This is a genomic window from Rhizobium fabae (genome assembly GCF_003985135.1).
Lineage (GTDB): Bacteria > Pseudomonadota > Alphaproteobacteria > Rhizobiales > Rhizobiaceae > Rhizobium > Rhizobium pisi.
Window position 1 is genome coordinate 160,601 of sequence record NZ_ML133658.1, and the last position, 22,356, is coordinate 182,956.

Consider the following 22,356-nt stretch of genomic DNA (forward strand, 5'->3'; position numbering starts at 1 on the left):
AGAAGTAAGAAAATGTTGCAGCCAAAGCGTACTAAGTACCGCAAGCAGTTCAAGGGCCGCATCAAGGGCGTCGCCAAGGGCGGTTCCGACCTGGCATTCGGCGAATTTGGCCTGAAGGCTCAGGAACCCAACCGCGTCAACGCGCGCGAGATCGAAGCGGCCCGCCGCGCGATCACGCGTTACATGAAGCGCGCCGGCCGTGTATGGATCCGCGTGTTCCCGGACGTTCCGGTAACCGCAAAGCCGACCGAAGTCCGCATGGGTAAGGGTAAGGGCTCCGTCGAATACTGGGCATGCAAGGTCAAGCCCGGTCGTATGATGTTCGAGATCGACGGCGTCAGCGAAGAGATCGCCCGCGAGGCGCTTCGTCTCGGCTCTGCCAAGCTCTCGGTCAAGACGCGCTTCGTTCAGCGCATTGCAGAGTAAGGGATTGAGCTCATGAAAGCCTCAGACGTTCGCGCGCTCAGCGCCGACCAACTCAAGGACGAGCTTGCCAAGCTGAAGAAGGAGCAGTTCAACCTGCGCTTCCAGAAGGCGACCGGCCAGCTCGAAAAGTCCTCGCGCATCAACGAAGTCCGCAAGGACATCGCCCGCGTGAAAACCATTGCCCGCCAGAAGGCGGCAGAAGTTAAGGCCTAAAGGAAGAAAAATATGCCAAAGCGCATCCTGCAGGGCGTCGTCGTTGGCGACAAGAACGAGAAGACGGTAGTAGTCCGCGTCGAGCGTCGTTTCGCTCACCCGCTGCTCCAGAAGACCGTTCGTCGTTCCAAGAAGTACAAGGCCCACGACGAGAACAACCAGTACAAGATCGGCGATACCGTATCCATCGAGGAATGCGCGCCGATCTCCAAGGACAAGCGCTGGACGGTCGTTGCCGCCCAGAGCAAGTAACAGAATTTTGCGCGAGGCCTTGCGTCTCGCCGAAATATCTGTATGAAGCAGCGTCAGAACGCTCGAATGCCGGGCGTTCTTTTGCTTTGAGCGCACGGAAGGTCCCGTTCGGGAAACCACCCTGGCACGATCGACCCCGCGCTATTCAGCTATTGCCGTGTTTTTGCTTGCCGTTAAGGCAAGCGGCGGCGAACATTTTCATAAGCCGGAATAGGGGGCCTGGCCCAACCATTCCGGTAAACCAAGAAGGCGACCTGATATGATTCAGATGCAAACAAACCTCGACGTCGCGGATAATTCCGGCGCACGTCGTGTCATGTGCATCAAGGTGCTGGGCGGCTCGAAGCGCAAGTATGCCTCGATCGGCGACGTTATCGTCGTTTCGATCAAGGAAGCGATCCCGCGCGGCCGCGTGAAGAAGGGTGACGTGATGAAGGCGGTTGTCGTTCGCACCGCCAAGGATATCCGTCGTCCGGATGGCTCTGTCATCCGCTTCGACACCAACGCAGCAGTCCTCATCGACAACAAGAAAGAGCCGATCGGCACCCGTATCTTCGGACCGGTTCCGCGCGAACTTCGCGCCAAGAACCACATGAAGATCATCTCGCTGGCTCCCGAAGTACTGTAAGGAGCGGAAGCGATGCAGAAGATTCGTAAGGGCGACAAGGTCGTCATGCTCGCTGGCAAGGACAAGGGCCGCACCGGCGAAGTCGTTCAGGTCATGCCGAAGGAAGATCGTGCGGTCGTCCGTGGCGTCAACGTCGTCAAGCGCCACCAGCGCCAGACGCAGACCCAGGAAGCCGGCATCATCAACAAGGAAGCCCCGGTTCACCTGTCCAACATTGCAATCGTCGACAAGGACGGCAAGCCGACCCGCGTCGGTTTCAAGGTCGTTGACGGCAAGAAGGTCCGTGTGGCCAAGCGTTCTGGAGAAGTGATCGATGGCTGAGGCAAAGTACGAGCCGCGGCTCAAGAAGGAATATGTCGAGCGCATCCGCAAGGCGATGCAGGAGCAGTTCTCCTACGCCAACGAGATGATGATTCCGAAGCTCGACAAGATCGTGATCAACATGGGTGTTGGCGAAGCGACCGCTGACTCGAAGAAGCCGACGGTTGCTGCCGGCGACCTCGCAGCGATTGCCGGCCAGAAGCCGGTCATCACCCGTGCACGCAACTCTATCGCAGGCTTCAAGGTCCGCGAACAGATGCCGATCGGCGCCAAGGTCACCCTGCGTGGCGCCCGCATGTACGAGTTCCTGGACCGTCTCGTGAACATCGCGCTCCCGCGCGTTCGCGACTTCCGCGGCCTGAACCCGAAGAGCTTTGACGGCCGTGGCAACTTCGCCATGGGCATCAAGGAGCACATTGTGTTCCCTGAGATCAACTACGACAAGGTTGATCAGATGTGGGGCATGGACATCATCGTTTGCACGACGGCGACGACCGACGACGAAGCACGGGCTCTTCTGAAAGAGTTCAGCTTCCCGTTCCGTCAATAACCGTAACGACGAGCGTAGAAAAGGAACCTGACATGGCGAAGACAAGCGCAGTTGAAAAGAACAAGCGCCGCCGTACTACGGTCGCCAACCAGGCCGCTAAGCGGGCTGCGTTGAAGGCGATCATCATGAACCAGGCTCTTCCGATCGAAGAGCGGTTCAAGGCCTCGATCAAGCTGGCATCCCTGCCGCGCGATGGATCGAAGACCCGTATTCGCAACCGTTGCGAAGTTTCGGGGCGTCCGCGCGCATATTACCGCAAACTGCGCATGTCGCGTATTGCGCTGCGTGAACTGGGCAATCTCGGCAAGGTGCCGGGCATCGTCAAGTCGAGCTGGTAAGGAGCAGGTTACATGACAATGACTGATCCGTTGGGCGATATGCTCACCCGTATCCGTAACGGCGCTTCCCGCCGCAAGTCGTCGGTCTCGACGCCTGCGTCCAAGCTCCGTGCACGCGTTCTCGATGTCCTGCAGTCCGAAGGCTACATCCGTGGCTATTCCGTTGTCGATTTCGGCAATGGCAAATCGGAACTCAGCATCGAGCTGAAGTATTATGAAGGCGCATCGGTGATCCGTGAGATCGGCCGTGTGTCCAAGCCGGGCCGCCGGGTTTATGTCTCGGTCAAGTCCATTCCGCAGGTCGCGAACGGTCTCGGCATCACCATCCTTTCGACTCCGAAGGGTGTGATGGCCGATCACCAGGCTCGCGAACAGAACGTTGGTGGCGAGGTTCTTTGCTCGGTCTTCTAAGATCGGGCAGGGATCTCCATAGCGAACAGACAGGATTGAAACATGTCTCGTATCGGTAAAAAGCCCGTTCAGGTGCCTGCTGGGATCACGGCTACGGTCGATGGCCAGAAGGTGACTGCAAAGGGCCCGAAGGGCGAGCTGTTTTTCGTTGCTAACGACGAAATCAGCCTCAAGCTCGAAAATAACGCCGTCGTCGTGACGCCGGTGAACCAGACCAAGGATGCGCGTTCGAAGTGGGGCATGTCCCGCACGATGATCGAAGGCATCTTCAAGGGTGTCAAGGACGGCTTTGAGCGCAAGCTCGAAATCAACGGCGTCGGTTACCGCGCCTCCCTGCAGGGCAAGAACCTGCAGCTGGCCCTCGGTTTCAGCCACGACGTGATCTATGAGCCGCCGGTCGGCATCACGATCGCCGTTCCGAAGCCGACTGAAATTGTTGTCTCTGGCATCAATAAGCAGCAGGTCGGTCAGGTCGCCGCCGAAATCCGCGAATATCGCGGTCCTGAACCCTACAAGGGCAAGGGCGTCAAGTACGCTGACGAGCGGATCGTCCGCAAAGAAGGCAAGAAGAAGTAAGGATCACGCGAAATGGCTAGCAGGAAAGAAGCACTTGCACGTCGTGCCAACCGCGTGCGCCGTCATCTCAAGTCGGTGGCCAACGGCCGTCCGCGCCTGTCGGTTCATCGCTCCTCGAAGAACATCTACGCCCAGGTTATCGACGATGTCGCCGGCAAGACCCTTGCCGCTGCATCGACGCTCGACAAGGATCTGCGTGGTTCTCTGAAGACCGGTGCTGACACCGCAGCAGCTGCCCTCGTTGGCAAGCTTGTTGCAGAGCGCGCTTCGAAGGCGGGCGTCACCGAGGTCGTATTCGACCGTGGCGCCTTCATCTATCACGGCCGCATCAAGGCTCTCGCCGATGCTGCCCGCGAAGGCGGTCTCACCTTCTGATCAGTTTCCGGCCGGACGCCTCAAGCGCCGGCCGGATTTTCGCCGGACCGCAGGCACTCTCCGAAAGGGGAGGCTGATGCGGTCCACATTTGTTTGCCGATTGCACCCGGAAAAGAAAAAGGAAGAGGACAATGGCACAGGAAAGAAGGCCGCAGCGGGAAGACCGCCAGAGCCGTGAAGAGCGCGATAGCGAATTCGTCGACAAGCTTGTCGCGATCAACCGCGTCGCCAAGGTCGTCAAGGGCGGCCGTCGTTTTGGTTTCGCAGCACTCGTCGTCGTCGGCGACCAGAAGGGCCGCGTTGGCTTCGGCCATGGCAAGGCACGCGAAGTGCCGGAAGCCATCCGCAAGGCAACCGAAGCTGCCAAGCGCGAACTGATTTTCGTACCGCTGCGTGACGGCCGTACGCTGCATCACGACGTCCATGGCCGCCATGGCGCCGGCAAGGTTCTGCTGCGTTCGGCCAAGGTCGGTACCGGTATCATCGCCGGTGGTCCGATGCGCGCCGTATTCGAGACGCTCGGCATGCACGACGTTGTCGCCAAGTCGACCGGTTCGTCGAACCCCTACAACATGGTTCGCGCCACCTTCGACGCTCTGAAGCACCAGGTTCACCCGAAGGACATCGCAGCTCAGCGCGGCATCAAGTATGCAACGCTGCAGGCTCGTCGTAGCGCCTCCGGCAACGCCTCTGAAGAATAAGAGGAGTCTGACAGATGGCCAAGGCTACCAAGAAGGCTGAAGCGAAGACCGTCACGATCGAACAGATCGGCAGCCCGATTCGCCGTCCGGATGTCCAGCAGCGCACGCTGATCGGTCTCGGACTGAACAAGATGCACCGTCGCCGCACGCTGGAGGATACTCCTTCGGTTCGTGGCATGATCCGTGCTGTCCAGCATCTCGTTCGCGTCGTCGACGAGAAGTGAGACGGAGGAAACGCTCATGAAACTCAATGAAATCAAGGACAACGAAGGCTCGACCCACAGCCGCAAGCGCCTCGGCCGCGGTATCGGCTCGGGTTCCGGCAAGACCGGTGGTCGCGGCGTGAAGGGTCAGAAGTCCCGTTCGGGCGTCGCCATCAACGGCTTCGAAGGCGGTCAGATGCCCATCTACCGTCGCCTGCCGAAGCGCGGCTTCAACAACATTTTCGCTTCCGATTTTGTTGTCGTGTCGGTCGGCCGTATCCAGGCCGCGATCGACGCCGGCAAGCTCGATGCCAAGGCGACCGTTGACGCAGCAGCCCTCAAGGCGGCCGGTGTCATCCGTCGCGCCAAGGACGGCGTTCGCGTTCTCGCCGACGGCGAACTCAAGGCGAAGATCACGCTCGAAGTTGCCGGCGCCTCCAAGCCTGCCGTCGAGAAGATCGAAAAGGCCGGCGGCAAGGTAACGCTGCTTTCGGCTCCGGCAGCCGCCGAATAATAATCTGATGATATCTCGCCCGGGGTGCTTCACACCGGGCGATTTTGCTCCCATATGTGGGCCTCACAAAAACTTGGCTGGCGCGCCCGCGTCATGCCGGTAAGACTGTAAAACAAGGGTGAGGCACGGGGTTGCGCCGCAATCCGTCCCAATCCCGGTTTTGAATAATTTTCATACTGATTCCGGGGCCGGCCTATCCCCAGAGACGCCGGAATTGGTAGCGCGGAGAAACGCATGGCTTCTGCAGCGGAACAACTGGCATCCAACCTCAATTTTTCGACCTTTGCCAAAGCCGAGGATTTGAAGAAGCGCCTGTGGTTCACACTGGCAGCTCTCCTCGTCTACAGGCTCGGCACCCATATTCCGCTTCCGGGCCTCAATCCCGAAGCCTATGCCCAGGCGTTCCGCGGCCAGGCAGGTGGTATTCTCGGTCTTTTCAACATGTTCTCGGGCGGCGCTGTTCAGCGCATGGCGATCTTCGCGCTCGGCATCATGCCCTATATCTCTGCTTCGATCATCGTGCAGCTCATGACCTCGGTCGTGCCGGCGCTCGAAAACCTGAAGAAGGAAGGCGAGCAGGGCCGCAAGATCATCAACCAGTATACCCGCTACGGCACCGTCGTCCTCGGCGCGCTCCAAGCCTACGGCATCGCAGCCGGCCTTGAGAGCGGCCAGGGTCTCGTCGTCGAGCCGGGCTTGTTCTTCCGTGTTTCCACCGTGCTGACGCTGCTTGGCGGCACGATGTTCCTGATGTGGCTTGGCGAGCAGATCACCTCGCGCGGCATCGGCAACGGCATTTCGCTGATCATCTTCGCCGGTATCGCAGCCGGTCTTCCCACAGCTCTTGCCGGCACGCTGGAACTCGGCCGCACCGGCGCGCTGTCGACCAGCCTCATCCTGCTCGTCATCGTCGTTGCGATCGGCGTCATCGGCGTCATCGTCTTCGTCGAGCGCGCCCAGCGTCGCCTGCTGATCCAGTATCCGAAGCGCCAGGTCGGCAACCGCATGTTCCAGGGCGATACCTCGCACCTGCCGCTGAAGCTCAACACGTCAGGCGTCATCCCGGCGATCTTCGCATCCTCGCTGCTGCTTCTGCCGGCGACGATCGCAGGCTTCGCCAGCACGACCTCGATGCCCGGCTGGGCGACCTCCATCGTTGCGGCGCTTGGTCACGGCCGGCCGCTCTACATGGTTCTCTATGCGGCGCTGATCGCCTTCTTCGCCTTCTTCTATACGGCTATCGTCTTCAATCCGAAGGACACGGCCGACAATCTGAAGAAGCATGGCGGCTTCATTCCCGGCATTCGCCCGGGTGAGCGCACTGCCGAATATATCGACTACGTGCTGACCCGTATCACGATGATCGGCGCAATCTATCTCGTCTTCGTCTGCATCCTGCCGGAGATTCTGGTGTCGCAAACCGGCATCCCATTATCCCTTGGTGGGACTTCGCTTTTGATCGTGGTTAGCGTAACTCTTGATACGGTTGCACAGATCCAGGGTCACCTGATCGCGCAGCAATACGAAGGTCTGATCAAGAAATCGAAGTTGCGTGGAGGAAAGAGGGGGCGATGAGACTTATCCTTTTGGGGCCGCCGGGCGCGGGTAAGGGAACCCAGGCCCAGCGGATCGTGGAAAAGCACGGCATTCCGCAGCTTTCCACGGGGGACATGCTGCGGGCAGCGGTCCACGCCGGTACTGATGTCGGCAAGCGTGCCAAGGCAGTCATGGACGCCGGCAAGCTTGTTTCTGATGAGATCGTCATCGCCATCGTCTCCGAGCGAATCGATCAGCCCGATTGCGCCAACGGTTTCATTCTCGATGGCTTCCCCAGGACGCTCGTCCAGGCGGACGCCACCGAGGCGATGCTGAAGGCCAAGGGTCTCGACCTTTCGGTCGTCATCGAATTCCGTGTCAATGACGACGAACTGGTTCGTCGCGTTGCCGGTCGCTACTCCTGTGCGCAGTGCGGCAGCGTCTATCACGATACCGATAAGGTTCCTGCTGCCGAGGGCGTGTGCGACAAGTGCGGTTCCACCCACTTCAAGCGGCGTCCTGATGACACTCCGGAGACCATGACGGCTCGGCTGCAGGTCTACTACAAGGAGACCTCACCACTGATCGGCTATTACCATGCCAAGGGCAAACTCAAGTCCGTGGACGGGATGGCAGAGATCGATCAGGTGACCGCCGAGGTCGAAGGCATTCTTTCCAAGCTTTAAGGCTTTGAAAATAAACTTGGTGGAACGGTTGCTTTTCAGCAGTGATTCCGCTAAACACCGCGCCAACTCGCGACATTCCATGCGATCGGCGCGGATTTCCCAGGGAAGTCCGGGTGCGGTCGTTTTGACATGTTACGGACGTAAATCTGAACGGGCGGCTCTCAAGAGCTGCATAACGAAGCCCACTTGCCGGATGGCAACTGGAATGCAAGGAGAACAGGCGTGGCACGTATCGCTGGCGTCAACATCCCGACTGCGAAGCGCGTTGTTATCGCGCTGACCTACATTCACGGGATCGGTCCGAAATTCGCACAGGAAATCGTCGAAAAGGTCGGTATCCCGGCCGAACGTCGTGTGCATCAGCTGACGGACGCAGAAGTCCTTCAGATCCGCGAAGCCATCGACCGCGACTATCAGGTCGAAGGCGATCTTCGTCGTGATACCGCGATGAACATCAAGCGCCTGATGGACCTCGGCTGCTACCGCGGCCTGCGTCATCGCCGCGGCCTTCCGGTCCGCGGTCAGCGCACGCACACCAATGCCCGCACCCGCAAGGGTCCGGCAAAGGCAATCGCTGGTAAGAAGAAGTAATTTCCGGGAAACCGGAGTGGGGAGGCTGGCGGTCTGCGCCGGCCTCTTTTGAGTTTGGAGCGGGACCATATAGGCGCCGTTCCGGTGTAGCCGCTGGCATTACGGCGGTGCAGAGATCCAAGAAAGGAATACCATGGCTAAGGAAGCCGTCCGCGTTCGCCGTCGCGAGCGCAAGAATATCTCGTCGGGTGTCGCCCACGTCAACTCGACCTTCAACAACACGATGATCACTATCACCGATGCGCAGGGCAATGCGATTGCCTGGTCGTCGGCTGGCGCCAAGGGCTTCAAGGGCTCGCGCAAGTCGACCCCGTTCGCTGCCCAGATCGCTGCCGAAGACTGCGCCAAGAAGGCCCAGGAGCACGGCATGAAGTCGCTGGAAGTCGAAGTCTGCGGTCCGGGTTCGGGTCGTGAATCGGCTCTGCGCGCGCTCCAGGCTGCAGGTTTCATGATCACGTCCATCCGCGACGTGACCCCGATCCCGCACAATGGCTGCCGTCCGCGCAAGAAGCGCCGCGTCTGATCATCGCTCTCGTCACCGGTGAGCGCCTTCGCGCTCCCGGTGGTTTTCAAGCTCGGTTGTCACGATTGGATGGTGGCAACGAACGGAAGGCAAACTCATGATTCAGAAGAACTGGCAGGAACTGATCAAGCCGAACAAGGTGGAGTTCTCCTCGAGCTCGCGCACCAGGGCGACGCTTGTTGCCGAACCGCTGGAGCGCGGCTTCGGCCTCACCCTCGGCAACGCGCTTCGCCGCGTTCTGCTCTCCTCGCTGCGCGGCGCTGCCGTCACGGCGGTGCAGATCGATGGCGTGCTGCATGAATTCTCTTCGATTCCGGGCGTCCGCGAAGACGTCACGGACATCGTGCTCAACATCAAGGAAATCGCCATCAAGATGGATGGCGACGACGCAAAGCGCATGGTCGTGCGTAAGCAGGGCCCGGGCGTTGTTACTGCTGGCGATATCCAGACGGTCGGCGATATCGAAATCCTCAACCCCGAGCATGTCATCTGCACGCTCGACGAGGGCGCCGAAATCCGCATGGAGTTCACCGTCAACAACGGCAAGGGCTACGTTCCGGCCGAACGCAATCGTGCGGAAGACGCTCCGATCGGTCTCATCCCGGTCGACAGCCTCTATTCGCCGGTCAAGAAGGTGTCCTACAAGGTTGAAAATACCCGCGAAGGACAGGTTCTCGACTACGACAAGCTGAACATGACCATCGAAACCGATGGCTCGATCACCGGCGAAGACGCCGTCGCTTTCGCGGCGCGCATCCTCCAGGATCAGCTTGGCGTCTTCGTCAACTTCGACGAGCCGCAGAAGGAAACCGAAGAGGAAGCAGTCACCGAACTCGCTTTCAACCCGGCTCTCCTCAAGAAGGTGGACGAACTCGAACTGTCGGTCCGTTCGGCAAACTGCCTGAAGAACGACAACATCGTCTACATCGGCGACCTCATTCAGAAGACCGAAGCAGAAATGCTCCGCACGCCGAATTTTGGTCGCAAGTCGCTGAACGAAATCAAGGAAGTTCTCGCTTCCATGGGCCTGCACCTCGGCATGGAAGTGCCGGCATGGCCGCCCGAGAACATCGAAGATCTCGCCAAGCGTTACGAAGACCAGTACTGAGAAAACAAAAGGCAGGCTCTTTCGGCTGCCTTTCCCCGTCAAACAGCAGGCCGATCGCCTGCATGTGCCAGGAAACGGCAGGCCCATTTAGCGTAAGGGCACCTGCATTAAAGGAGAATAGCAATGCGCCATGGTAAAGCCGGCCGCAAGCTGAATAGAACTGCAAGCCACCGCAAGGCGATGTTCGCCAACATGGCGGCTTCGCTGATTACCCACGAGCAGATCGTCACGACCCTGCCGAAGGCCAAGGAAATCCGTCCGATCGTCGAGAAGCTCGTCACGCTCGGCAAGCGCGGCGACCTGCATGCTCGCCGCCAGGCGATCTCGCAGATCCGCGACGCCGCCGTTGTTTCGAAGCTGTTCGACACGATCGCAACGCGCTACGCCACCCGCAACGGCGGCTACCTGCGTATCATGAAGGCCGGCTTCCGCCAGGGCGACAATGCCGCCATGGCCGTCGTCGAATTCGTTGACCGCGACACCTTCGCCAAGGGCGCAACCGACAAGGCCCGCGTCGCTGCCGAAGAGCAGGCCGTCGCCGCCTAAGATTTTCGGCTTCGCCGGAAACAGGACAGCCGGGCTGCAAAGCCCGGCTGTTTTCGTTTGTGTATTGGCCGACAACCGGCTTGCTTATAGTGAAGTATCTGCACCTCAGGCCGTCGATCGGCCGAGATCGTGACGGGACAAGGTCATTGCGCGAAATTATTCAAACCTGGTCACGACCACAGCTCCTCCGTCTCGTCGCCCTGCTTCTCGTCATCGTCCTCGGACTGGCGCTCAGGCGCTTCGGCTACGCCGTCGATCTGCCCTTCATTGTCGTCAAATATGGTGGATCGGCCCTGTGGGGCGCGATGGTCTATCTGCTGCTGGCGCTATTTTTCGACAGGTTGCGGCCGGCGGCAGTTGCTATCACGGCGCTGTGCGTGGCGATTTCAGTCGAATTATTCCGGCTCTATCACACGCCCTGGCTCGGCGCGTTTCGGGTGACCACAGCGGGCGCATTGCTGCTCGGCCGTATATTTTCCCTCTGGAACATCCTGGCCTACGCGATCGGAATAGCCGTGGCCTGCATGTTCGATTCGGCAAGGCGTCCTCGCTGACCCCAAGCCTCATCGAGCTGGAGCCACCGCGCGCTGGCGCGGCCGTCCATGCTCCTTCTTCCGGCTGCGTGCGATCGGCCGGTAGGAGCGGTAGAGTATGAGCGCGATGATCAGCCCGACATAGATATATTGCTGGAGATCGAGGATCTTGGTCGAGAGCGCAAAATGCAGCGCCCCGCAGGCGGCGATGATGTAGACGAGGCGGTGCAGCCAGATCCAGTTCTTGCCGAGGCGGCGGATGGAGAAATTGTTGGATGTCACTGCCAGTGGCGCGAGCATTGCAAGGCCTGCCATACCGAACATGATGAAGGGGCGTTTCAGCACGTCGTTGATGACGGCAGAAATATCCATCGCCTGGTCGAGCACCATGTAGACCGTGAAATGCATCAGCGCGTAGTAGAAGGTCAAAAGGCCGAGCGCGCGCCGATAGCGCAGATAGTTCCAGCCAAAAAGCTCGCGGGTAGGGGAGACGGCAAGTGTTGCGATCAGGAAACGGATCGTCCAGATACCGAGGAAAAGCTCGAAGGTCTTGACCGGATCGGCGCCGAGCTGATCGGTCGCGCCGAGATAGAAAGTCCAGGCCGCAGGCACGAGCCCGACGATGTAAAGCAGCCAGACGGAGGCAGGCTGCCAGCGCTTGGGGATGGCGAGCGACAGTTCCGCCATCAGAAATTCGCCTTTAGATCCATGCCGGCATAAAGGCTTGCCACCTCGTCGGCATAACCGTTGAAGGGCAGGGTGGGGTGACGGCTCGCCCCGAAGAAGCCGCTTTCGCCGATCCGCCGTTCGGTGGCTTGGCTCCAGCGCGGATGATCGACGGCCGGATTGACGTTGGCGTAGAAGCCGTATTCCTGCGGGTTGGTCACCTGCCAGGTATTCTTAGGCTGCTGGTCGGTGAGCGTGATGCGAACGATCGACTTGATGCCCTTGAAGCCGTATTTCCACGGCACGACGAGCCGGATCGGTGCGCCGTTCTGGTTCGGCAGCGTTTCGCCGTAGAGGCCGACGGCAAGCAGTGCCAGCGGATGGCGCGCCTCATCGAGGCGCAGACCCTCGACATAGGGCCAGTCGAGCGATTGGAAAAATCCCTTCTGTCCCGGCATTTCCTCCGGCCGCACGACCGTTTCGAAGGCGACGTATTTGGCACTGCCGAGCGGCTCGACCTTGTCGAGCAGGGAGGCCAGCGGAAAGCCGTCCCAGGGGATGACCATCGACCAGGCCTCGACGCAGCGCATCCGATAGGTGCGCTCCTCGATCGGGAATTCCTTCATCAGCGCCTCGATGTCGAAGGTGCCAGGCTTGTTGACCATGCCGTCGACCTTGATCGTCCAGGGCAGCGGCTTGAAATTGCCGGAAAGCGCGGCGGGATCGCCCTTGTCGAGGCCGAACTCATAGAAATTATTGTAGGTCTTGATGTCCTTGAGCGGGGTCGTCTTCTCATCGACCTTGTATTTGCTCTCGACGGCAGAAAGCGCCGCCGCGCTGGCCTTACCGGCGCCATAGAGCGACATGGCGCCAAGTGCTGCAGCGCCCAGGAATTCGCGGCGACGCAGATAGACCTGCCGCGGCGTGATCTCCGATGAGACGATCTTCGGTGGGCGATAGGTTGGCATGTCAAAACCTCCAGGGCGGATTACCCATTATAGTTCCTAAACGAACCGCCCGCATGTTCGATCAATGTCTATGCCTTGAATATCGCCGACGGGAAGCCAATTTTTTGTGTTCGGCTGTGATGGAATAGGCTGTAACGAAAGGCCTCGTCGAACCGTATATGATGGATGCGCTTCGGATCGCTCCACGCGGCAGCGTACCGGATTTGGCCTTCCCGGTAGTGACAGTCTCGGTCGATTGGATTAGGACAATTCCAAAAAGCAGCGATCGCCTGGCCCGCAAACTCCACAGCCGCCCGCTTCGCCTGATAATTCCTAGATATCGAGGAAGACACCGATGCCAGCTTACCGTTCGAGAACCACGACCCACGGCCGCAACATGGCGGGCGCGCGCGGCCTTTGGCGCGCCACGGGCATGAAGGATTCGGATTTCGGCAAGCCGATCATCGCCGTGGTGAATTCCTTCACCCAGTTCGTGCCCGGCCACGTGCATCTGAAGGATCTCGGACAGCTCGTCGCTCGCGAAATCGAAGCGGCCGGCGGTGTCGCCAAGGAATTCAACACGATCGCCGTCGACGACGGCATCGCCATGGGCCATGACGGCATGCTCTATTCGCTGCCCTCGCGCGAACTGATCGCCGACAGCGTCGAATACATGGTCAATGCCCATTGCGCCGACGCCATGGTCTGCATCTCCAACTGCGACAAGATCACCCCCGGCATGCTGATGGCGTCGCTGCGCCTCAACATACCCACGGTCTTCGTCTCCGGCGGCCCGATGGAAGCAGGCAAGGTCGTGCTGCACGGCAAGACGCATGCTCTTGACCTCGTCGACGCCATGGTCGCCGCTGCCGACGACAAGATTTCCGATGAGGACGTCAAGGTCATCGAGCGCTCGGCCTGTCCGACCTGCGGCTCCTGCTCCGGTATGTTTACCGCAAACTCCATGAACTGCCTGACGGAAGCACTCGGCCTGTCGCTGCCCGGCAACGGCTCGACGCTCGCCACCCACGCCGACCGCAAGCGCCTCTTCGTCGAAGCCGGCCACCTGATCGTCGATCTCGCCCGCCGCTATTACGAGCAGGACGACGTCAAGGCCCTGCCGCGCACCATTGCCTCCAAACAGGCCTTCGAAAATGCCATGGCGCTCGACATCGCCATGGGCGGTTCGACCAATACTGTCCTGCATATTCTTGCCGCTGCCCATGAGGGCGAGATCGATTTCACCATGGCCGATATCGACGCCCTGTCGCGCCGCGTGCCGTGCCTATCGAAGGTCGCGCCCGCCAAGAGCGATGTGCACATGGAAGACGTCCACCGCGCCGGCGGCATCATGTCGATCCTCGGGGAGCTCGACAAGGGTGGCCTGCTGAACCGTGATTGCCCGACCGTCCACGCGGAGACGCTCGGCGATGCGATCGACCGCTGGGATATCACCCGCACCAACAGCGAAACGGTCCGCAACTTCTATCGCGCCGCTCCGGGTGGTATCCCGACCCAGGTCGCCTTCAGCCAGGAAGCCCGCTGGGACGATCTCGACACCGATCGCGAAAACGGCGTCATCCGCTCGGTCGAGCATCCCTTCTCGAAGGACGGCGGTCTTGCCGTGCTGAAGGGCAACCTCGCGATCGACGGCTGCATCGTCAAGACGGCCGGCGTTGATGAATCGATCCTGAAATTCTCCGGCCCCGCCCGCGTCTTCGAAAGCCAGGACGCGTCGGTCAAGGCCATCCTCGCCAACGAGGTGAAAGCCGGCGACGTCGTCGTCATCCGCTACGAAGGCCCGAAGGGCGGCCCGGGGATGCAGGAAATGCTCTATCCGACGAGCTATCTGAAGTCGAAGGGCCTCGGCAAGGCTTGCGCGCTCATCACCGACGGCCGTTTCTCCGGCGGCACCTCTGGTCTTTCGATCGGCCACGTCTCGCCGGAAGCGGCGAATGGCGGCACGATCGGTCTGGTGCGCGAAGGCGACATGATCGACATCGACATTCCCAACCGCACGATCAGCCTGCGCGTCAGCGAAACCGAACTTGCCGCCCGCCGCGCCGATCAGGACGCCAAGGGCTGGCATCCCACAGAAGTCCGCAAGCGCAACGTCACCACCGCGCTGAAGGCCTACGCAGCCTTCGCAACGAGTGCCGATCGCGGCGCCGTGCGCGATCTGAACGCTCGCTGAGGGATCTCAACCGACGACCCGCTGATTAAGAGTCAGCAGCTCTGCCAACCGGCCGCTTTCAAAGCGGCCGGTTGATGTTTTTATAGGTTTCGCCAAGTTGCTTCAGCCGCTCGTCATAGGCAGCCTTGATGCAGACAGCATCAGCTCCGCATTCCTGCCGTTTCTTCAGCCAGGTGGTCTGTTCGTCCTGCAATGTGCCGCGCGAGCCCATTGCCAACAGGCCGGAGAGTAGCTCGAAAGCGGTCGCCATCTTCACATCGGCGTCGTTCAGGGCACGGTTATCGCAGATTACCTTTTCGTCCGGCTTCAATTCCTTTGCGTCGCAATCGAAGCTCGCCGCCTCGGTCCTATTCGATCCGGAAATCAGGATCACCAAACCAAAGGCCGCCGTCATCGCTCTTGTCATCGCCATTCGTAAGTCTCCGTTGCCGCCGTTCAGGCGAACTTGCGCAATGCCAGAGCCAGGAAGATGATGCAGGCGAGCCAGACGGCAAGGATGAAGATCAATCCGGCCCGGCCGGAAGGGCGCTCGATGCGCCTTGCGGCCTCCTCACGAAGCTCGCCCATCACGTCGGCCGGGACAAGCCGGATAGCCAGCATGATCCCGAGCGGCACGATCAGAAGATCGTCGAGATATCCGAGCACGGGAATGAAATCGGGGATCAGATCGATTGGTGACAGCGCGTAAGCTGCAACGGCGCCCGCCACTGCCTTTGCATACCACGGCACGCGGGTATGACGTGCGGCCAGCCACAATGCGACGATGTCACGCTTCAGTGACTTCGCCCAGATTTTGGCTTTTGATATCAGTTGCATGGCCGATCTTCCTGAATCGAATTCGCAAATGCTTCAAGCAGAATCTCTTGAGCCCCTGCTTGCCTTATTCTTCCATGCTTCCGCCCTCTTTCCTTTCTAGCGTCGGGCGCTAAAACAATTTCTCAAGAGGATTCAAAAGGGATACCCATGCAAGGCCTTTTCAAGCGCGCCTCCGTCTCGCTCTTCGCTCTGATGCTCGTTCTACCGGCTGCCGTTCACGCGCAGACGGCAAAGACCGTGCCGGAGAGCCAGATGCAGATGCAGCTCTCCTTCGCGCCGCTGGTCAAACAGACCTCAGGCGCCGTCGTCAACGTCTATGCGGAAAAGATCATCCAGCGCCAGTCGCCCTTTGCCGGCGATCCCTTCTTCGAGCAGTTTTTCGGCCAGCAGATGCCGAACCGCTCGGAAAAACAATCGTCGCTCGGTTCGGGTGTGATCGTTGAGGCGAACGGCACCATCGTGACCAACAATCACGTCGTCGAAGGGGCCGACGACATCAAGGTAGCCTTGTCGGATGGTCGGGAATTCCCCTGCAAGGTGGTGCTGCGCGACGACCGCGTCGACCTCGCCGTGCTGAAGATCGATACCAAGGAAAACCTGCCGACATTGGCGATTGGCAATTCCGACGCCGTCGAAGTCGGCGATCTCGTACTGGCGATCGGCAATCCCTTCGGCGTCGGCCAGACGGTCACGAGCGGCATCGTCTCCGCACTTGCCCGCAACCAAGTGGTCAAGAACGAGTTCGGTTTCTTCATTCAGACCGATGCTTCGATCAATCCGGGCAATTCCGGCGGCGCGCTGATGAACATGAAGGGCGAGCTGATCGGCATCAATACCGCAATCTTCTCGCGCGGCGGCGGCTCGAACGGTATCGGCTTTGCCATTCCCGCCAATCTGGTCAAGGTCTTCCTCGCTTCGGCCGATGCCGGCGTCAAATCTTTCGAGCGCCCCTATGTCGGCGCGAGCTTCGATGCCGTGACCTCTGAGGTGGCCGAGGCGCTGGGGCTCAACAAGGCACGCGGCGCACTCGTCGTCAAGGTTTCGGAAGGCGGGCCGGCCGCCAAGGCCGGGCTGAAGGCCGGCGAAATCGTCACGGCCGTCGACGGCATTTCCGTCGAACATCCGGATGCGCTGCTCTACCGGCTGACGACGGCCGGTCTCGGCAAGTCGGTCAAGCTTACCGTCATCGAGAACGGCCGCGAGGAGCAACTTCCGCTGACGCTCGCCCGCGCGCCGGAAACCTCACCGCGCGACCAGCGCACGATCGGCGGACACACGCCCTTTACCGGCGCCGTCGTCGAGAACCTGTCGCCGCGTGTTGCCGATGAACTGCGCATGCCGTCAGAATCGGCTGGCGTCGTTGTCTCCGACGTAAAGGAGGATTCTCCAGCCGCCCGTCTCGGATTCGAGCCGAAGGACATCATCGTTTCGATCAACGGCACCAACGTGACGACAACCAGCGAGCTGTCCGAGATCGCCGACAGCGATCCCGGCCTCTGGCGGGTCGAAATCGAGCGTGACGGCCGGCGCATCCGGCAGTTCTTCCGATGAGTGATGACCTTTTCGCGCCGCGTGTTCCGGAAGAGGTTGCCGCCAGGCGGCCGCTTGCCGACCGGCTGCGGCCGAAGACGCTCGCCGATGTCACCGGTCAGGAACACCTGACCGGTGAGGACGGCGTGCTGAAGAGGATGATCGAAAGCGGTTCGCTCGGCTCGATGATCTTCTGGGGTCCGCCGGGCACCGGCAAGACGACGGTAGCGCGGCTGCTTTCGGGCGAGGCGGGCCTGGCTTTCGAGCAGATATCGGCGATCTTCTCCGGGGTTGCCGATCTAAAAAAGGTGTTCGAGACAGCCCGCCTGCGGCGAATGGACGGCCGTCAGACGCTGCTCTTCGTCGACGAGATTCACCGTTTCAACCGCGCCCAGCAGGATAGTTTCCTGCCCGTCATGGAGGACGGCACCGTCATCCTCGTCGGCGCCACCACCGAGAACCCGTCCTTCGAACTGAATGCCGCTCTCTTGTCACGCGCCCGCGTCTTGACCTTCAAGTCGCATGACGAGGAGAGCCTGGAGGAACTGCTGAAGCGCGCCGAGACGATCGAGCAGAAGCCGCTGCCACTGACGGAGGAGGCTCGTGCCAGCTTGATCCGCATGGCTGACGGCGATGGCCGCGCCGTGCTGACACTCGCTGAGGAAGTCTGGCGCGCGGCGCGCGAGCGCGAAAGCTTCGACACCGAAGGCCTGACGCGCATCGTCCAGCGCCGCGCCCCGGTCTACGACAAGGCGCAGGACGGTCACTACAATCTGATCTCTGCATTGCATAAGTCCGTGCGCGGCTCCGACCCGGATGCCGCTCTCTATTATCTCGCCCGCATGTTCGATGCCGGCGAGGATCCGCTTTATCTCGGACGGCGGCTGGTGCGCATGGCGGTGGAAGATATCGGCCTTGCCGACCCGCAGGCGTTGGTGATCTGCAACGCCGCCAAGGATGCCTACGAGTATCTCGGCTCGCCTGAGGGCGAACTGGCGCTCGCCCAGGCCTGCGTCTATCTCGCCACCGCGCCGAAATCGAACGCCGTCTACACCGCCTTCAAGGCCGCCAGCCAGGCTGCAAAGCAGAACGGCTCGCTGCTGCCGCCGAAACACATTCTCAATGCGCCGACAAAACTGATGAAGGGTGAGGGGTACGGCGAGGGTTACCGCTACGACCACGACGAGCCTGACGCCTTTTCCGGCCAGGATTATTTCCCCGAGAAGATGGGCCGCCAAACCTTCTACGATCCGCCGGAGCGCGGTTTCGAGCGCGATATCCGCAAGCGGCTGGAATGGTGGGCGAAGCTTCGCAAGGAGCGCAACCCGCGCTGACGTTTATGCCTGGTCGGCGGCAAAGGGCGCTCAACCGCCAAGAGCGATCGCTATTGCAACCAGAAGCAAACCGAGACAAGTCATCGTCATCCCTGCATAAAAAGGCCTGCCTCCCGAAAATCTCGCCCATGCATAACCCGTCACAAACAGCAGCATGATGAGAAACAGGTTGCTGACTCTCAGAGCAAGGTGCGGGCTGTCGATGAGAAGGAAAGGGGTCACCGCCGGAATGGAGGTGACCGAGACGAGAAAGAAGACCGCGATTGCGGCACAGAGATCACCTTGCGATAGGGACACCTTCACAGGATCGGCCCGAGATGCGAGCGTCAGGAGTGATCGATAGAGTGCGTCCGCATCGGCGGCCCTTCCAGAAAATGGTGCTTCTTCAATCGGGAATTCGTTCGCGAGCATCTTGAGCGCCGCAGTTTCGCTTCTGGCGGCTTTGATTTGCCGAAAAAGGCGCAGCCGTCTGCTCTTGTAAAACGTCGTACCCAGAATGAACAACACGGCGTCAATGATCCCCCAAGCGACGTTGCATCCGATTGTTGCGACGATCAACCCATGGACATCTAACCCTTCATCTTCAAAAACAAGCCTCGAACCTACCGTCCATGTCAGCGCCATGATCAATCCGAAAAGGACTTCGCCGAGTGCATCGCCGGGATCGATGACATTGGTGATATGATCGATAGGGTTCGAAGTCATGGACTGCCCCCAGGTGATGAAGGTCATAGTCTGCTGTCCTCACTCTTTAGCGGAACATGAATGAGGAGCTGACTTGCAACTGGCTGTGCGGAGGTAAACCTCGCGACCGCAGAACTGTGAGCGACGTTGCGGTCTGATTCATTGATCGCAATCAAGATCAGCACGATTGGGCGTCTCGTCACGGTTTTTCGAAGCACGTTCGAAAGATGCGCGGTGCTGCAAATTTCAGGAGGGCCGCGGCATCTTCTGATTAGCAGGCGCGGCAATCACCTTGACGGAGGATTCCGCAAGGCCGTGATGGCCCTCCATATCGACGACCACGTGCCAATGGCCGCTTTCAGGAACGGCGAGCTTGACCGGCGATTTGCGCGCCACGCCGCCAATATATTTGAAATCGAGAACCTCGGTGAAGCGCTGGAAATTCGGCGCCGTCATTAGGCGAACGTTGTTCACCGCATTCAACGACACCTCGATGATCGTCCCGGCGCGTTGTTCCTTGAGATCATAATGGGTGAAGCGGAAATTCGGTTTCGGCATTGGTCTCGTGGCGTCTGAAATCTATGCCAGCATTTTAGCGACATGTCAGTTAAGGAAAGGTTGGAAATCAGCCCTTCAACGCATGTCTGCGTTCTCCCGCAACGGAAACCGCGGGAGAATGGCAAGATTAGCGGATACGCGCATTCCCGCGCGCAAAGCGCGCGAATTGGCGTCTGCCGTTCCCCGGACGGACCTCAGAGCGCGGAGTAAACGATGTAAAGCTCGACGCAGGCGAGCACGATGCCGAAGACGATCAGCGCCCAGGCGGTGCGCTTTCCGCGCACCTGCCGGCTGCTGCGCGTGATTCTGTGCGGGCGAAGAGGGTGGAAGGCGGAGGACATCACATTTCGCATGGCATTTGACCTTTGCAATGATCGCGAGAGTCTACTGCTGGCTGCGATAGGAAATCCATTCGGGGCGAGGGGCGAAAATATAGGAATGATATAAAGGCCGACGGCAGAAATTTCGGAGTGTGATGTAGGAAGGGGATGATCACAGCCGTCCTTGCGGTATCGATGCAAACACGGAGCAAGGGCATGTCGAAGATGACGTTGATTTCTATGATCGCCACAGCTGCCGCATTCCTGGCCGCCCCGGATATCTCAGCTGCCGGCGGCGCACCCGCTATCGAAGACAACAAGGCGATAGCGCCTCTCGTGCGTAAGGGAAGGGTGCCTGTCAACGGCATCGATTATTATTACGAGATCCGCGGCGAGGGCGAACCGCTGCTTCTCCTTCATGGTGGCCTTGGGCAGATCGAGATGTTCACGCCCGTCATGCCGATTTTCACCGACCACCGGCAGGTGATTGCCGTCGATCTGCAGGGCCATGGCCGCACGCCCCTCGGCAATCGCCCGATCGAGCTTCCGGCAATCGGCGCCGATCTAGCGATCCTGGTGAAGCAGCTCGGCTACGACAAGCTCGATGTCTTCGGTTATTCCTTCGGCGGCGGAGTGGCGCTGAACATGGCGGCGAATGCGCCGGACCGCGTACGTCGGCTGGTAATACTCTCGGCGCCCTATGCGCAGAACGGTTTCTTCCCCGAGATGCTGCCGCAGCAGGCGGCCGTCGGTGCCGCTATGGCCGACATGATGAAGGATACGCCGATGTTTCTGTCCTACAAGGCGGTGGCGCCCGACGTATCCGAATTCCCGAAGCTGCTTGACGCCATGGGTGCGCTGATGCGCGAACCCAATGATTACAGCGATGCCGTCGCGAAGCTCACCATGCCCGTCATGCTGACGTATGGCGATGCCGACATGATCCGCCCCGAGCATATGATTGACTTCTACCACAAGCTCGGCGGCGGCCTGCGCGATGCGGGCTGGACGCGGGAAAACATGTCGAAGAATCGACTGGCGATCTTGCCCGATCTCACCCACTACGAGACCTTTGCCTCGCCTCTCATGGCGAATATGACGATGACCTTCCTCGATGGTGGTGGCAAGGCGCCGAACTGGGCCGAGCAGGTCGGAAAATAAACGAAGGCGGCGGGGTTTTCCCCGGCCGCCTTGCCATCAGCTGCCGCGCTGATTTTCCCGATCCAATTGTGTCACCAACGCCAGGATCGTTTCCGACACCGGGGTCGGCGTGGCACTGAGGCGCCCGAGAGCCGCTAGCATGCCGATCAGTGGCGTGATTTCGAGCGCCTTGCCGCCGATCAGATCCTGCAGCATCGATGTCCGCACGGCGCCGACATGGCGCGAATGTTCCAGCCTCTGCTCGATCGTCATGGTGAAGCGCGCGCCCAGCGCCTCGCCGACGGCGCGCACCTCATTCATCACCTTGCCGACCATGGCCGAAAGCACCGGATCTGCCATGATGTCGGTCATGACAGCCCGCGTCAGCGCGCTGATCGGGTTGAAGGCGGCATTGCCCATCAGCTTGCTCCAGATCTCGTCACGGATATCGGGTGTCGTCGCAATGCTGAGGCCGGCACTGGTCATCAAGGTACTGATCGCCTCGAGATCGGGTGACATTTCGCCGGAGGGCTCGCCGAGCACGAAGCGTCCCTTGTTGGAAAGCCGGATCTCGCCCGGATTGATCACCTCCGCGCCTTGATAGGCGACGCAACCAATGACGCGTTCCGGCCCGATCAGCCGCCAAAGCCTGCCGTCGGGATCGAGTTCATCGAATTGCAGTTCCGCGTGCCCGCTCCTGGTATCGCGATGGAAATACCACCACGGAATGCCGTTCAGGATCATGACGACCCGGGTGCCATCCTTGAGGAGGCTTGCGATCCCCTCGGCGGCGGGCGGGAGTTGATGCCCCTTGAGGCCGGTAATGACGAGATCCTGCGGCGGCAATGTCTGAGGGTCGTCGGTCGCTGTGAGATGGACGTTCAGCGGCGTTTCCGCATCGGCTTCGTGCAGGCTGAGACCGCGGCTGCGGATGGCCTCGAGATGAGCCCCGCGGGCGACGACGGAGACGGAGGCGTCGTTCCCGACCCTGTTTGCGAGCTTGGCGGCGATGGCACCGCCAAGCGCCCCGGCGCCATAGATACAAATGGTCTTGATGGACATGCATTGCCTCTTCATGGTCGTGACTTGACCTAGATCTAAGTCATCCCCGGCGAGAGGCGAATGCTAATTTGTCG

General features: G+C 60.2%; 32 protein-coding genes. 24 read left to right on the forward strand and 8 right to left on the reverse strand.

Going from position 1 to position 22,356, the window contains the following annotated elements:
* The first annotated feature begins 12 nt into the window (after nucleotides 1-12).
* The 20 genes from rplP (at nucleotide 13) to EFB14_RS26375 (ending at nucleotide 11,052) form a co-directional block, all read left to right on the forward strand.
* Nucleotides 13-426, forward strand: coding sequence for a 50S ribosomal protein L16 (rplP, locus tag EFB14_RS26280; protein ID WP_003573792.1), 414 nt, complete (start codon nucleotides 13-15; stop codon nucleotides 424-426).
* 12 nt (nucleotides 427-438) lie between these two features.
* A complete protein-coding gene (rpmC, locus tag EFB14_RS26285; RefSeq protein WP_008521335.1) occupies nucleotides 439-639 on the forward strand; it encodes a 50S ribosomal protein L29 in 201 nt (66 codons plus the stop codon).
* 12 nt (nucleotides 640-651) lie between these two features.
* The gene (gene rpsQ / locus EFB14_RS26290; RefSeq protein ID WP_126829464.1) at nucleotides 652-891 is read left to right on the forward strand and encodes a 30S ribosomal protein S17; all 240 of its coding nucleotides are present in this window, start codon (nucleotides 652-654) and stop codon (nucleotides 889-891) included.
* Nucleotides 892-1,150: 259 nt separating this feature from the next.
* Entirely contained in the window at nucleotides 1,151-1,519 is a 369-nt protein-coding gene (rplN, locus tag EFB14_RS26295; protein ID WP_003573790.1) for a 50S ribosomal protein L14, read from the forward strand.
* Nucleotides 1,520-1,531: 12 nt separating this feature from the next.
* On the forward strand, nucleotides 1,532-1,840 hold the full coding sequence (gene rplX / locus EFB14_RS26300; RefSeq protein ID WP_004674929.1) for a 50S ribosomal protein L24: 309 nt from the start codon (nucleotides 1,532-1,534) through the stop codon (nucleotides 1,838-1,840).
* On the forward strand, nucleotides 1,833-2,390 hold the full coding sequence (rplE, locus tag EFB14_RS26305) for a 50S ribosomal protein L5 (RefSeq protein WP_126829465.1): 558 nt from the start codon (nucleotides 1,833-1,835) through the stop codon (nucleotides 2,388-2,390). Before rplX ends, rplE begins: the two co-directional genes overlap by 8 nt.
* Nucleotides 2,391-2,422: 32 nt before the next feature.
* The gene (gene rpsN, locus EFB14_RS26310) at nucleotides 2,423-2,728 is read left to right on the forward strand and encodes a 30S ribosomal protein S14 (RefSeq protein WP_003573787.1); all 306 of its coding nucleotides are present in this window, start codon (nucleotides 2,423-2,425) and stop codon (nucleotides 2,726-2,728) included.
* A gap of 12 nt (nucleotides 2,729-2,740) precedes the next feature.
* Entirely contained in the window at nucleotides 2,741-3,139 is a 399-nt protein-coding gene (gene rpsH / locus EFB14_RS26315; RefSeq protein WP_003547562.1) for a 30S ribosomal protein S8, read from the forward strand.
* A gap of 42 nt (nucleotides 3,140-3,181) precedes the next feature.
* Entirely contained in the window at nucleotides 3,182-3,715 is a 534-nt protein-coding gene (rplF, locus tag EFB14_RS26320) for a 50S ribosomal protein L6 (RefSeq protein WP_003578670.1), read from the forward strand.
* A gap of 12 nt (nucleotides 3,716-3,727) precedes the next feature.
* On the forward strand, nucleotides 3,728-4,090 hold the full coding sequence (gene rplR, locus EFB14_RS26325; RefSeq protein WP_003573785.1) for a 50S ribosomal protein L18: 363 nt from the start codon (nucleotides 3,728-3,730) through the stop codon (nucleotides 4,088-4,090).
* A gap of 131 nt (nucleotides 4,091-4,221) precedes the next feature.
* Nucleotides 4,222-4,791, forward strand: a complete 570-nt coding sequence (gene rpsE / locus EFB14_RS26330) for a 30S ribosomal protein S5 (protein WP_003573784.1) — start codon at nucleotides 4,222-4,224, stop codon at nucleotides 4,789-4,791.
* Nucleotides 4,792-4,805: 14 nt separating this feature from the next.
* On the forward strand, nucleotides 4,806-5,015 hold the full coding sequence (rpmD, locus tag EFB14_RS26335; protein WP_003547566.1) for a 50S ribosomal protein L30: 210 nt from the start codon (nucleotides 4,806-4,808) through the stop codon (nucleotides 5,013-5,015).
* 16 nt (nucleotides 5,016-5,031) lie between these two features.
* Nucleotides 5,032-5,508, forward strand: coding sequence for a 50S ribosomal protein L15 (gene rplO / locus EFB14_RS26340; protein WP_125850913.1), 477 nt, complete (start codon nucleotides 5,032-5,034; stop codon nucleotides 5,506-5,508).
* 234 nt (nucleotides 5,509-5,742) lie between these two features.
* Nucleotides 5,743-7,083 carry a preprotein translocase subunit SecY gene (gene secY / locus EFB14_RS26345; protein WP_125850911.1) on the forward strand — a complete coding sequence of 447 codons (1,341 nt, stop codon included), beginning with the start codon at nucleotides 5,743-5,745 and terminating at the stop codon, nucleotides 7,081-7,083.
* Nucleotides 7,080-7,730 (forward strand): adenylate kinase, encoded by a 651-nt coding sequence (locus EFB14_RS26350; protein WP_126829466.1) that lies wholly within the window; start codon nucleotides 7,080-7,082, stop codon nucleotides 7,728-7,730. The genes secY and EFB14_RS26350 overlap by 4 nt, the downstream gene beginning before the upstream one ends.
* 222 nt (nucleotides 7,731-7,952) lie before the next feature.
* Complete coding sequence (gene rpsM / locus EFB14_RS26355) at nucleotides 7,953-8,321, forward strand: 30S ribosomal protein S13 (RefSeq protein ID WP_003573772.1); 369 nt, start codon at nucleotides 7,953-7,955, stop codon at nucleotides 8,319-8,321.
* A 133-nt stretch (nucleotides 8,322-8,454) separates the two neighbouring features.
* Entirely contained in the window at nucleotides 8,455-8,844 is a 390-nt protein-coding gene (rpsK, locus tag EFB14_RS26360; protein WP_003547577.1) for a 30S ribosomal protein S11, read from the forward strand.
* 97 nt (nucleotides 8,845-8,941) lie between these two features.
* Nucleotides 8,942-9,952, forward strand: coding sequence for a DNA-directed RNA polymerase subunit alpha (locus EFB14_RS26365; protein WP_003547579.1), 1,011 nt, complete (start codon nucleotides 8,942-8,944; stop codon nucleotides 9,950-9,952).
* Nucleotides 9,953-10,075: 123 nt separating this feature from the next.
* Nucleotides 10,076-10,498 carry a 50S ribosomal protein L17 gene (gene rplQ, locus EFB14_RS26370; RefSeq protein WP_126829467.1) on the forward strand — a complete coding sequence of 141 codons (423 nt, stop codon included), beginning with the start codon at nucleotides 10,076-10,078 and terminating at the stop codon, nucleotides 10,496-10,498.
* 146 nt (nucleotides 10,499-10,644) lie between these two features.
* Nucleotides 10,645-11,052 (forward strand): ribosomal maturation YjgA family protein, encoded by a 408-nt coding sequence (locus EFB14_RS26375; protein WP_126829468.1) that lies wholly within the window; start codon nucleotides 10,645-10,647, stop codon nucleotides 11,050-11,052.
* A 9-nt stretch (nucleotides 11,053-11,061) separates the two neighbouring features.
* Here EFB14_RS26375 and msrQ read toward each other — a convergent pair whose 3' ends face one another.
* Together msrQ and msrP are read right to left on the reverse strand one after the other, a co-directional pair.
* Nucleotides 11,062-11,718 carry a protein-methionine-sulfoxide reductase heme-binding subunit MsrQ gene (gene msrQ, locus EFB14_RS26380; protein ID WP_126829469.1) on the reverse strand — a complete coding sequence of 219 codons (657 nt, stop codon included), beginning with the start codon at nucleotides 11,716-11,718 and terminating at the stop codon, nucleotides 11,062-11,064.
* Nucleotides 11,718-12,665, reverse strand: coding sequence for a protein-methionine-sulfoxide reductase catalytic subunit MsrP (gene msrP, locus EFB14_RS26385; protein ID WP_126829470.1), 948 nt, complete (start codon nucleotides 12,663-12,665; stop codon nucleotides 11,718-11,720). The genes msrQ and msrP overlap by 1 nt, the downstream gene beginning before the upstream one ends.
* A gap of 334 nt (nucleotides 12,666-12,999) precedes the next feature.
* Here msrP and ilvD point away from each other — a divergent pair, with 334 nt between their 5' ends.
* The gene (gene ilvD / locus EFB14_RS26390) at nucleotides 13,000-14,838 is read left to right on the forward strand and encodes a dihydroxy-acid dehydratase (RefSeq protein ID WP_126829471.1); all 1,839 of its coding nucleotides are present in this window, start codon (nucleotides 13,000-13,002) and stop codon (nucleotides 14,836-14,838) included.
* 58 nt (nucleotides 14,839-14,896) lie between these two features.
* Here the strand turns inward: ilvD and EFB14_RS26395 are convergent, their stop codons facing one another.
* Nucleotides 14,897-15,250: a lysozyme inhibitor LprI family protein gene (locus EFB14_RS26395; protein WP_126829472.1), complete on the reverse strand. Its 354-nt coding sequence runs from the start codon at nucleotides 15,248-15,250 to the stop codon at nucleotides 14,897-14,899.
* Nucleotides 15,251-15,273: 23 nt separating this feature from the next.
* A complete protein-coding gene (locus EFB14_RS26400) occupies nucleotides 15,274-15,654 on the reverse strand; it encodes a YkvA family protein (RefSeq protein WP_126829473.1) in 381 nt (126 codons plus the stop codon).
* Nucleotides 15,655-15,801: 147 nt separating this feature from the next.
* Here EFB14_RS26400 and EFB14_RS26405 point away from each other — a divergent pair, with 147 nt between their 5' ends.
* Both EFB14_RS26405 and EFB14_RS26410 read left to right on the forward strand, forming a co-directional pair.
* A complete protein-coding gene (locus tag EFB14_RS26405; protein ID WP_126829474.1) occupies nucleotides 15,802-17,205 on the forward strand; it encodes a DegQ family serine endoprotease in 1,404 nt (467 codons plus the stop codon).
* Entirely contained in the window at nucleotides 17,202-18,518 is a 1,317-nt protein-coding gene (locus EFB14_RS26410; RefSeq protein WP_126829475.1) for a replication-associated recombination protein A, read from the forward strand. The genes EFB14_RS26405 and EFB14_RS26410 overlap by 4 nt, the downstream gene beginning before the upstream one ends.
* 30 nt (nucleotides 18,519-18,548) lie before the next feature.
* On the opposite strand, the gene EFB14_RS26415 is transcribed toward EFB14_RS26410, so the two are convergent.
* The 3 genes from EFB14_RS26415 to EFB14_RS33060 all read right to left on the reverse strand — a co-directional run bounded on the left by EFB14_RS26415 (nucleotide 18,549) and on the right by EFB14_RS33060 (nucleotide 20,113).
* Nucleotides 18,549-19,223: a VIT1/CCC1 transporter family protein gene (locus EFB14_RS26415; RefSeq protein WP_126829494.1), complete on the reverse strand. Its 675-nt coding sequence runs from the start codon at nucleotides 19,221-19,223 to the stop codon at nucleotides 18,549-18,551.
* A 225-nt stretch (nucleotides 19,224-19,448) separates the two neighbouring features.
* Entirely contained in the window at nucleotides 19,449-19,760 is a 312-nt protein-coding gene (locus EFB14_RS26420; protein ID WP_126829476.1) for a DUF1883 domain-containing protein, read from the reverse strand.
* 194 nt (nucleotides 19,761-19,954) lie between these two features.
* A complete protein-coding gene (locus EFB14_RS33060) occupies nucleotides 19,955-20,113 on the reverse strand; it encodes a hypothetical protein (protein WP_164737582.1) in 159 nt (52 codons plus the stop codon).
* A 135-nt stretch (nucleotides 20,114-20,248) separates the two neighbouring features.
* On the opposite strand from EFB14_RS33060, the gene EFB14_RS26425 reads away from it, so the two are divergent.
* On the forward strand, nucleotides 20,249-21,241 hold the full coding sequence (locus EFB14_RS26425; RefSeq protein WP_183605063.1) for an alpha/beta fold hydrolase: 993 nt from the start codon (nucleotides 20,249-20,251) through the stop codon (nucleotides 21,239-21,241).
* Nucleotides 21,242-21,277: 36 nt separating this feature from the next.
* Here the strand turns inward: EFB14_RS26425 and EFB14_RS26430 are convergent, their stop codons facing one another.
* Entirely contained in the window at nucleotides 21,278-22,282 is a 1,005-nt protein-coding gene (locus EFB14_RS26430) for a ketopantoate reductase family protein (protein ID WP_126829478.1), read from the reverse strand.
* Nucleotides 22,283-22,356 lie beyond the last annotated feature (74 nt).

What these genes read in the sequence shown, in the direction of transcription:
- rplP (WP_003573792.1), top strand. Translation starts at nt 13, where the DNA reads ATGTTGCAGCCAAAGCGTACTAAGTACCGCAAGCAGTTCAAGGGCCGC.
- rpmC (WP_008521335.1), top strand. Translation starts at nt 439, where the DNA reads ATGAAAGCCTCAGACGTTCGCGCGCTCAGCGCCGACCAACTCAAGGAC.
- rpsQ (WP_126829464.1), top strand. Translation starts at nt 652, where the DNA reads ATGCCAAAGCGCATCCTGCAGGGCGTCGTCGTTGGCGACAAGAACGAG.
- rplN (WP_003573790.1), top strand. Translation starts at nt 1,151, where the DNA reads ATGATTCAGATGCAAACAAACCTCGACGTCGCGGATAATTCCGGCGCA.
- rplX (WP_004674929.1), top strand. Translation starts at nt 1,532, where the DNA reads ATGCAGAAGATTCGTAAGGGCGACAAGGTCGTCATGCTCGCTGGCAAG.
- rplE (WP_126829465.1), top strand. Translation starts at nt 1,833, where the DNA reads ATGGCTGAGGCAAAGTACGAGCCGCGGCTCAAGAAGGAATATGTCGAG.
- rpsN (WP_003573787.1), top strand. Translation starts at nt 2,423, where the DNA reads ATGGCGAAGACAAGCGCAGTTGAAAAGAACAAGCGCCGCCGTACTACG.
- rpsH (WP_003547562.1), top strand. Translation starts at nt 2,741, where the DNA reads ATGACAATGACTGATCCGTTGGGCGATATGCTCACCCGTATCCGTAAC.
- rplF (WP_003578670.1), top strand. Translation starts at nt 3,182, where the DNA reads ATGTCTCGTATCGGTAAAAAGCCCGTTCAGGTGCCTGCTGGGATCACG.
- rplR (WP_003573785.1), top strand. Translation starts at nt 3,728, where the DNA reads ATGGCTAGCAGGAAAGAAGCACTTGCACGTCGTGCCAACCGCGTGCGC.
- rpsE (WP_003573784.1), top strand. Translation starts at nt 4,222, where the DNA reads ATGGCACAGGAAAGAAGGCCGCAGCGGGAAGACCGCCAGAGCCGTGAA.
- rpmD (WP_003547566.1), top strand. Translation starts at nt 4,806, where the DNA reads ATGGCCAAGGCTACCAAGAAGGCTGAAGCGAAGACCGTCACGATCGAA.
- rplO (WP_125850913.1), top strand. Translation starts at nt 5,032, where the DNA reads ATGAAACTCAATGAAATCAAGGACAACGAAGGCTCGACCCACAGCCGC.
- secY (WP_125850911.1), top strand. Translation starts at nt 5,743, where the DNA reads ATGGCTTCTGCAGCGGAACAACTGGCATCCAACCTCAATTTTTCGACC.
- EFB14_RS26350 (WP_126829466.1), top strand. Translation starts at nt 7,080, where the DNA reads ATGAGACTTATCCTTTTGGGGCCGCCGGGCGCGGGTAAGGGAACCCAG.
- rpsK (WP_003547577.1), top strand. Translation starts at nt 8,455, where the DNA reads ATGGCTAAGGAAGCCGTCCGCGTTCGCCGTCGCGAGCGCAAGAATATC.
- EFB14_RS26365 (WP_003547579.1), top strand. Translation starts at nt 8,942, where the DNA reads ATGATTCAGAAGAACTGGCAGGAACTGATCAAGCCGAACAAGGTGGAG.
- rplQ (WP_126829467.1), top strand. Translation starts at nt 10,076, where the DNA reads ATGCGCCATGGTAAAGCCGGCCGCAAGCTGAATAGAACTGCAAGCCAC.
- msrQ (WP_126829469.1), bottom strand. Translation starts at nt 11,718, where the DNA reads ATGGCGGAACTGTCGCTCGCCATCCCCAAGCGCTGGCAGCCTGCCTCC.
- msrP (WP_126829470.1), bottom strand. Translation starts at nt 12,665, where the DNA reads ATGCCAACCTATCGCCCACCGAAGATCGTCTCATCGGAGATCACGCCG.
- ilvD (WP_126829471.1), top strand. Translation starts at nt 13,000, where the DNA reads ATGCCAGCTTACCGTTCGAGAACCACGACCCACGGCCGCAACATGGCG.
- EFB14_RS26395 (WP_126829472.1), bottom strand. Translation starts at nt 15,250, where the DNA reads ATGGCGATGACAAGAGCGATGACGGCGGCCTTTGGTTTGGTGATCCTG.
- EFB14_RS26400 (WP_126829473.1), bottom strand. Translation starts at nt 15,654, where the DNA reads ATGCAACTGATATCAAAAGCCAAAATCTGGGCGAAGTCACTGAAGCGT.
- EFB14_RS26405 (WP_126829474.1), top strand. Translation starts at nt 15,802, where the DNA reads ATGCAAGGCCTTTTCAAGCGCGCCTCCGTCTCGCTCTTCGCTCTGATG.
- EFB14_RS26410 (WP_126829475.1), top strand. Translation starts at nt 17,202, where the DNA reads ATGAGTGATGACCTTTTCGCGCCGCGTGTTCCGGAAGAGGTTGCCGCC.
- EFB14_RS26415 (WP_126829494.1), bottom strand. Translation starts at nt 19,223, where the DNA reads ATGACTTCGAACCCTATCGATCATATCACCAATGTCATCGATCCCGGC.
- EFB14_RS26420 (WP_126829476.1), bottom strand. Translation starts at nt 19,760, where the DNA reads ATGCCGAAACCGAATTTCCGCTTCACCCATTATGATCTCAAGGAACAA.
- EFB14_RS33060 (WP_164737582.1), bottom strand. Translation starts at nt 20,113, where the DNA reads ATGCGAAATGTGATGTCCTCCGCCTTCCACCCTCTTCGCCCGCACAGA.
- EFB14_RS26425 (WP_183605063.1), top strand. Translation starts at nt 20,249, where the DNA reads ATGATCACAGCCGTCCTTGCGGTATCGATGCAAACACGGAGCAAGGGC.
- EFB14_RS26430 (WP_126829478.1), bottom strand. Translation starts at nt 22,282, where the DNA reads ATGTCCATCAAGACCATTTGTATCTATGGCGCCGGGGCGCTTGGCGGT.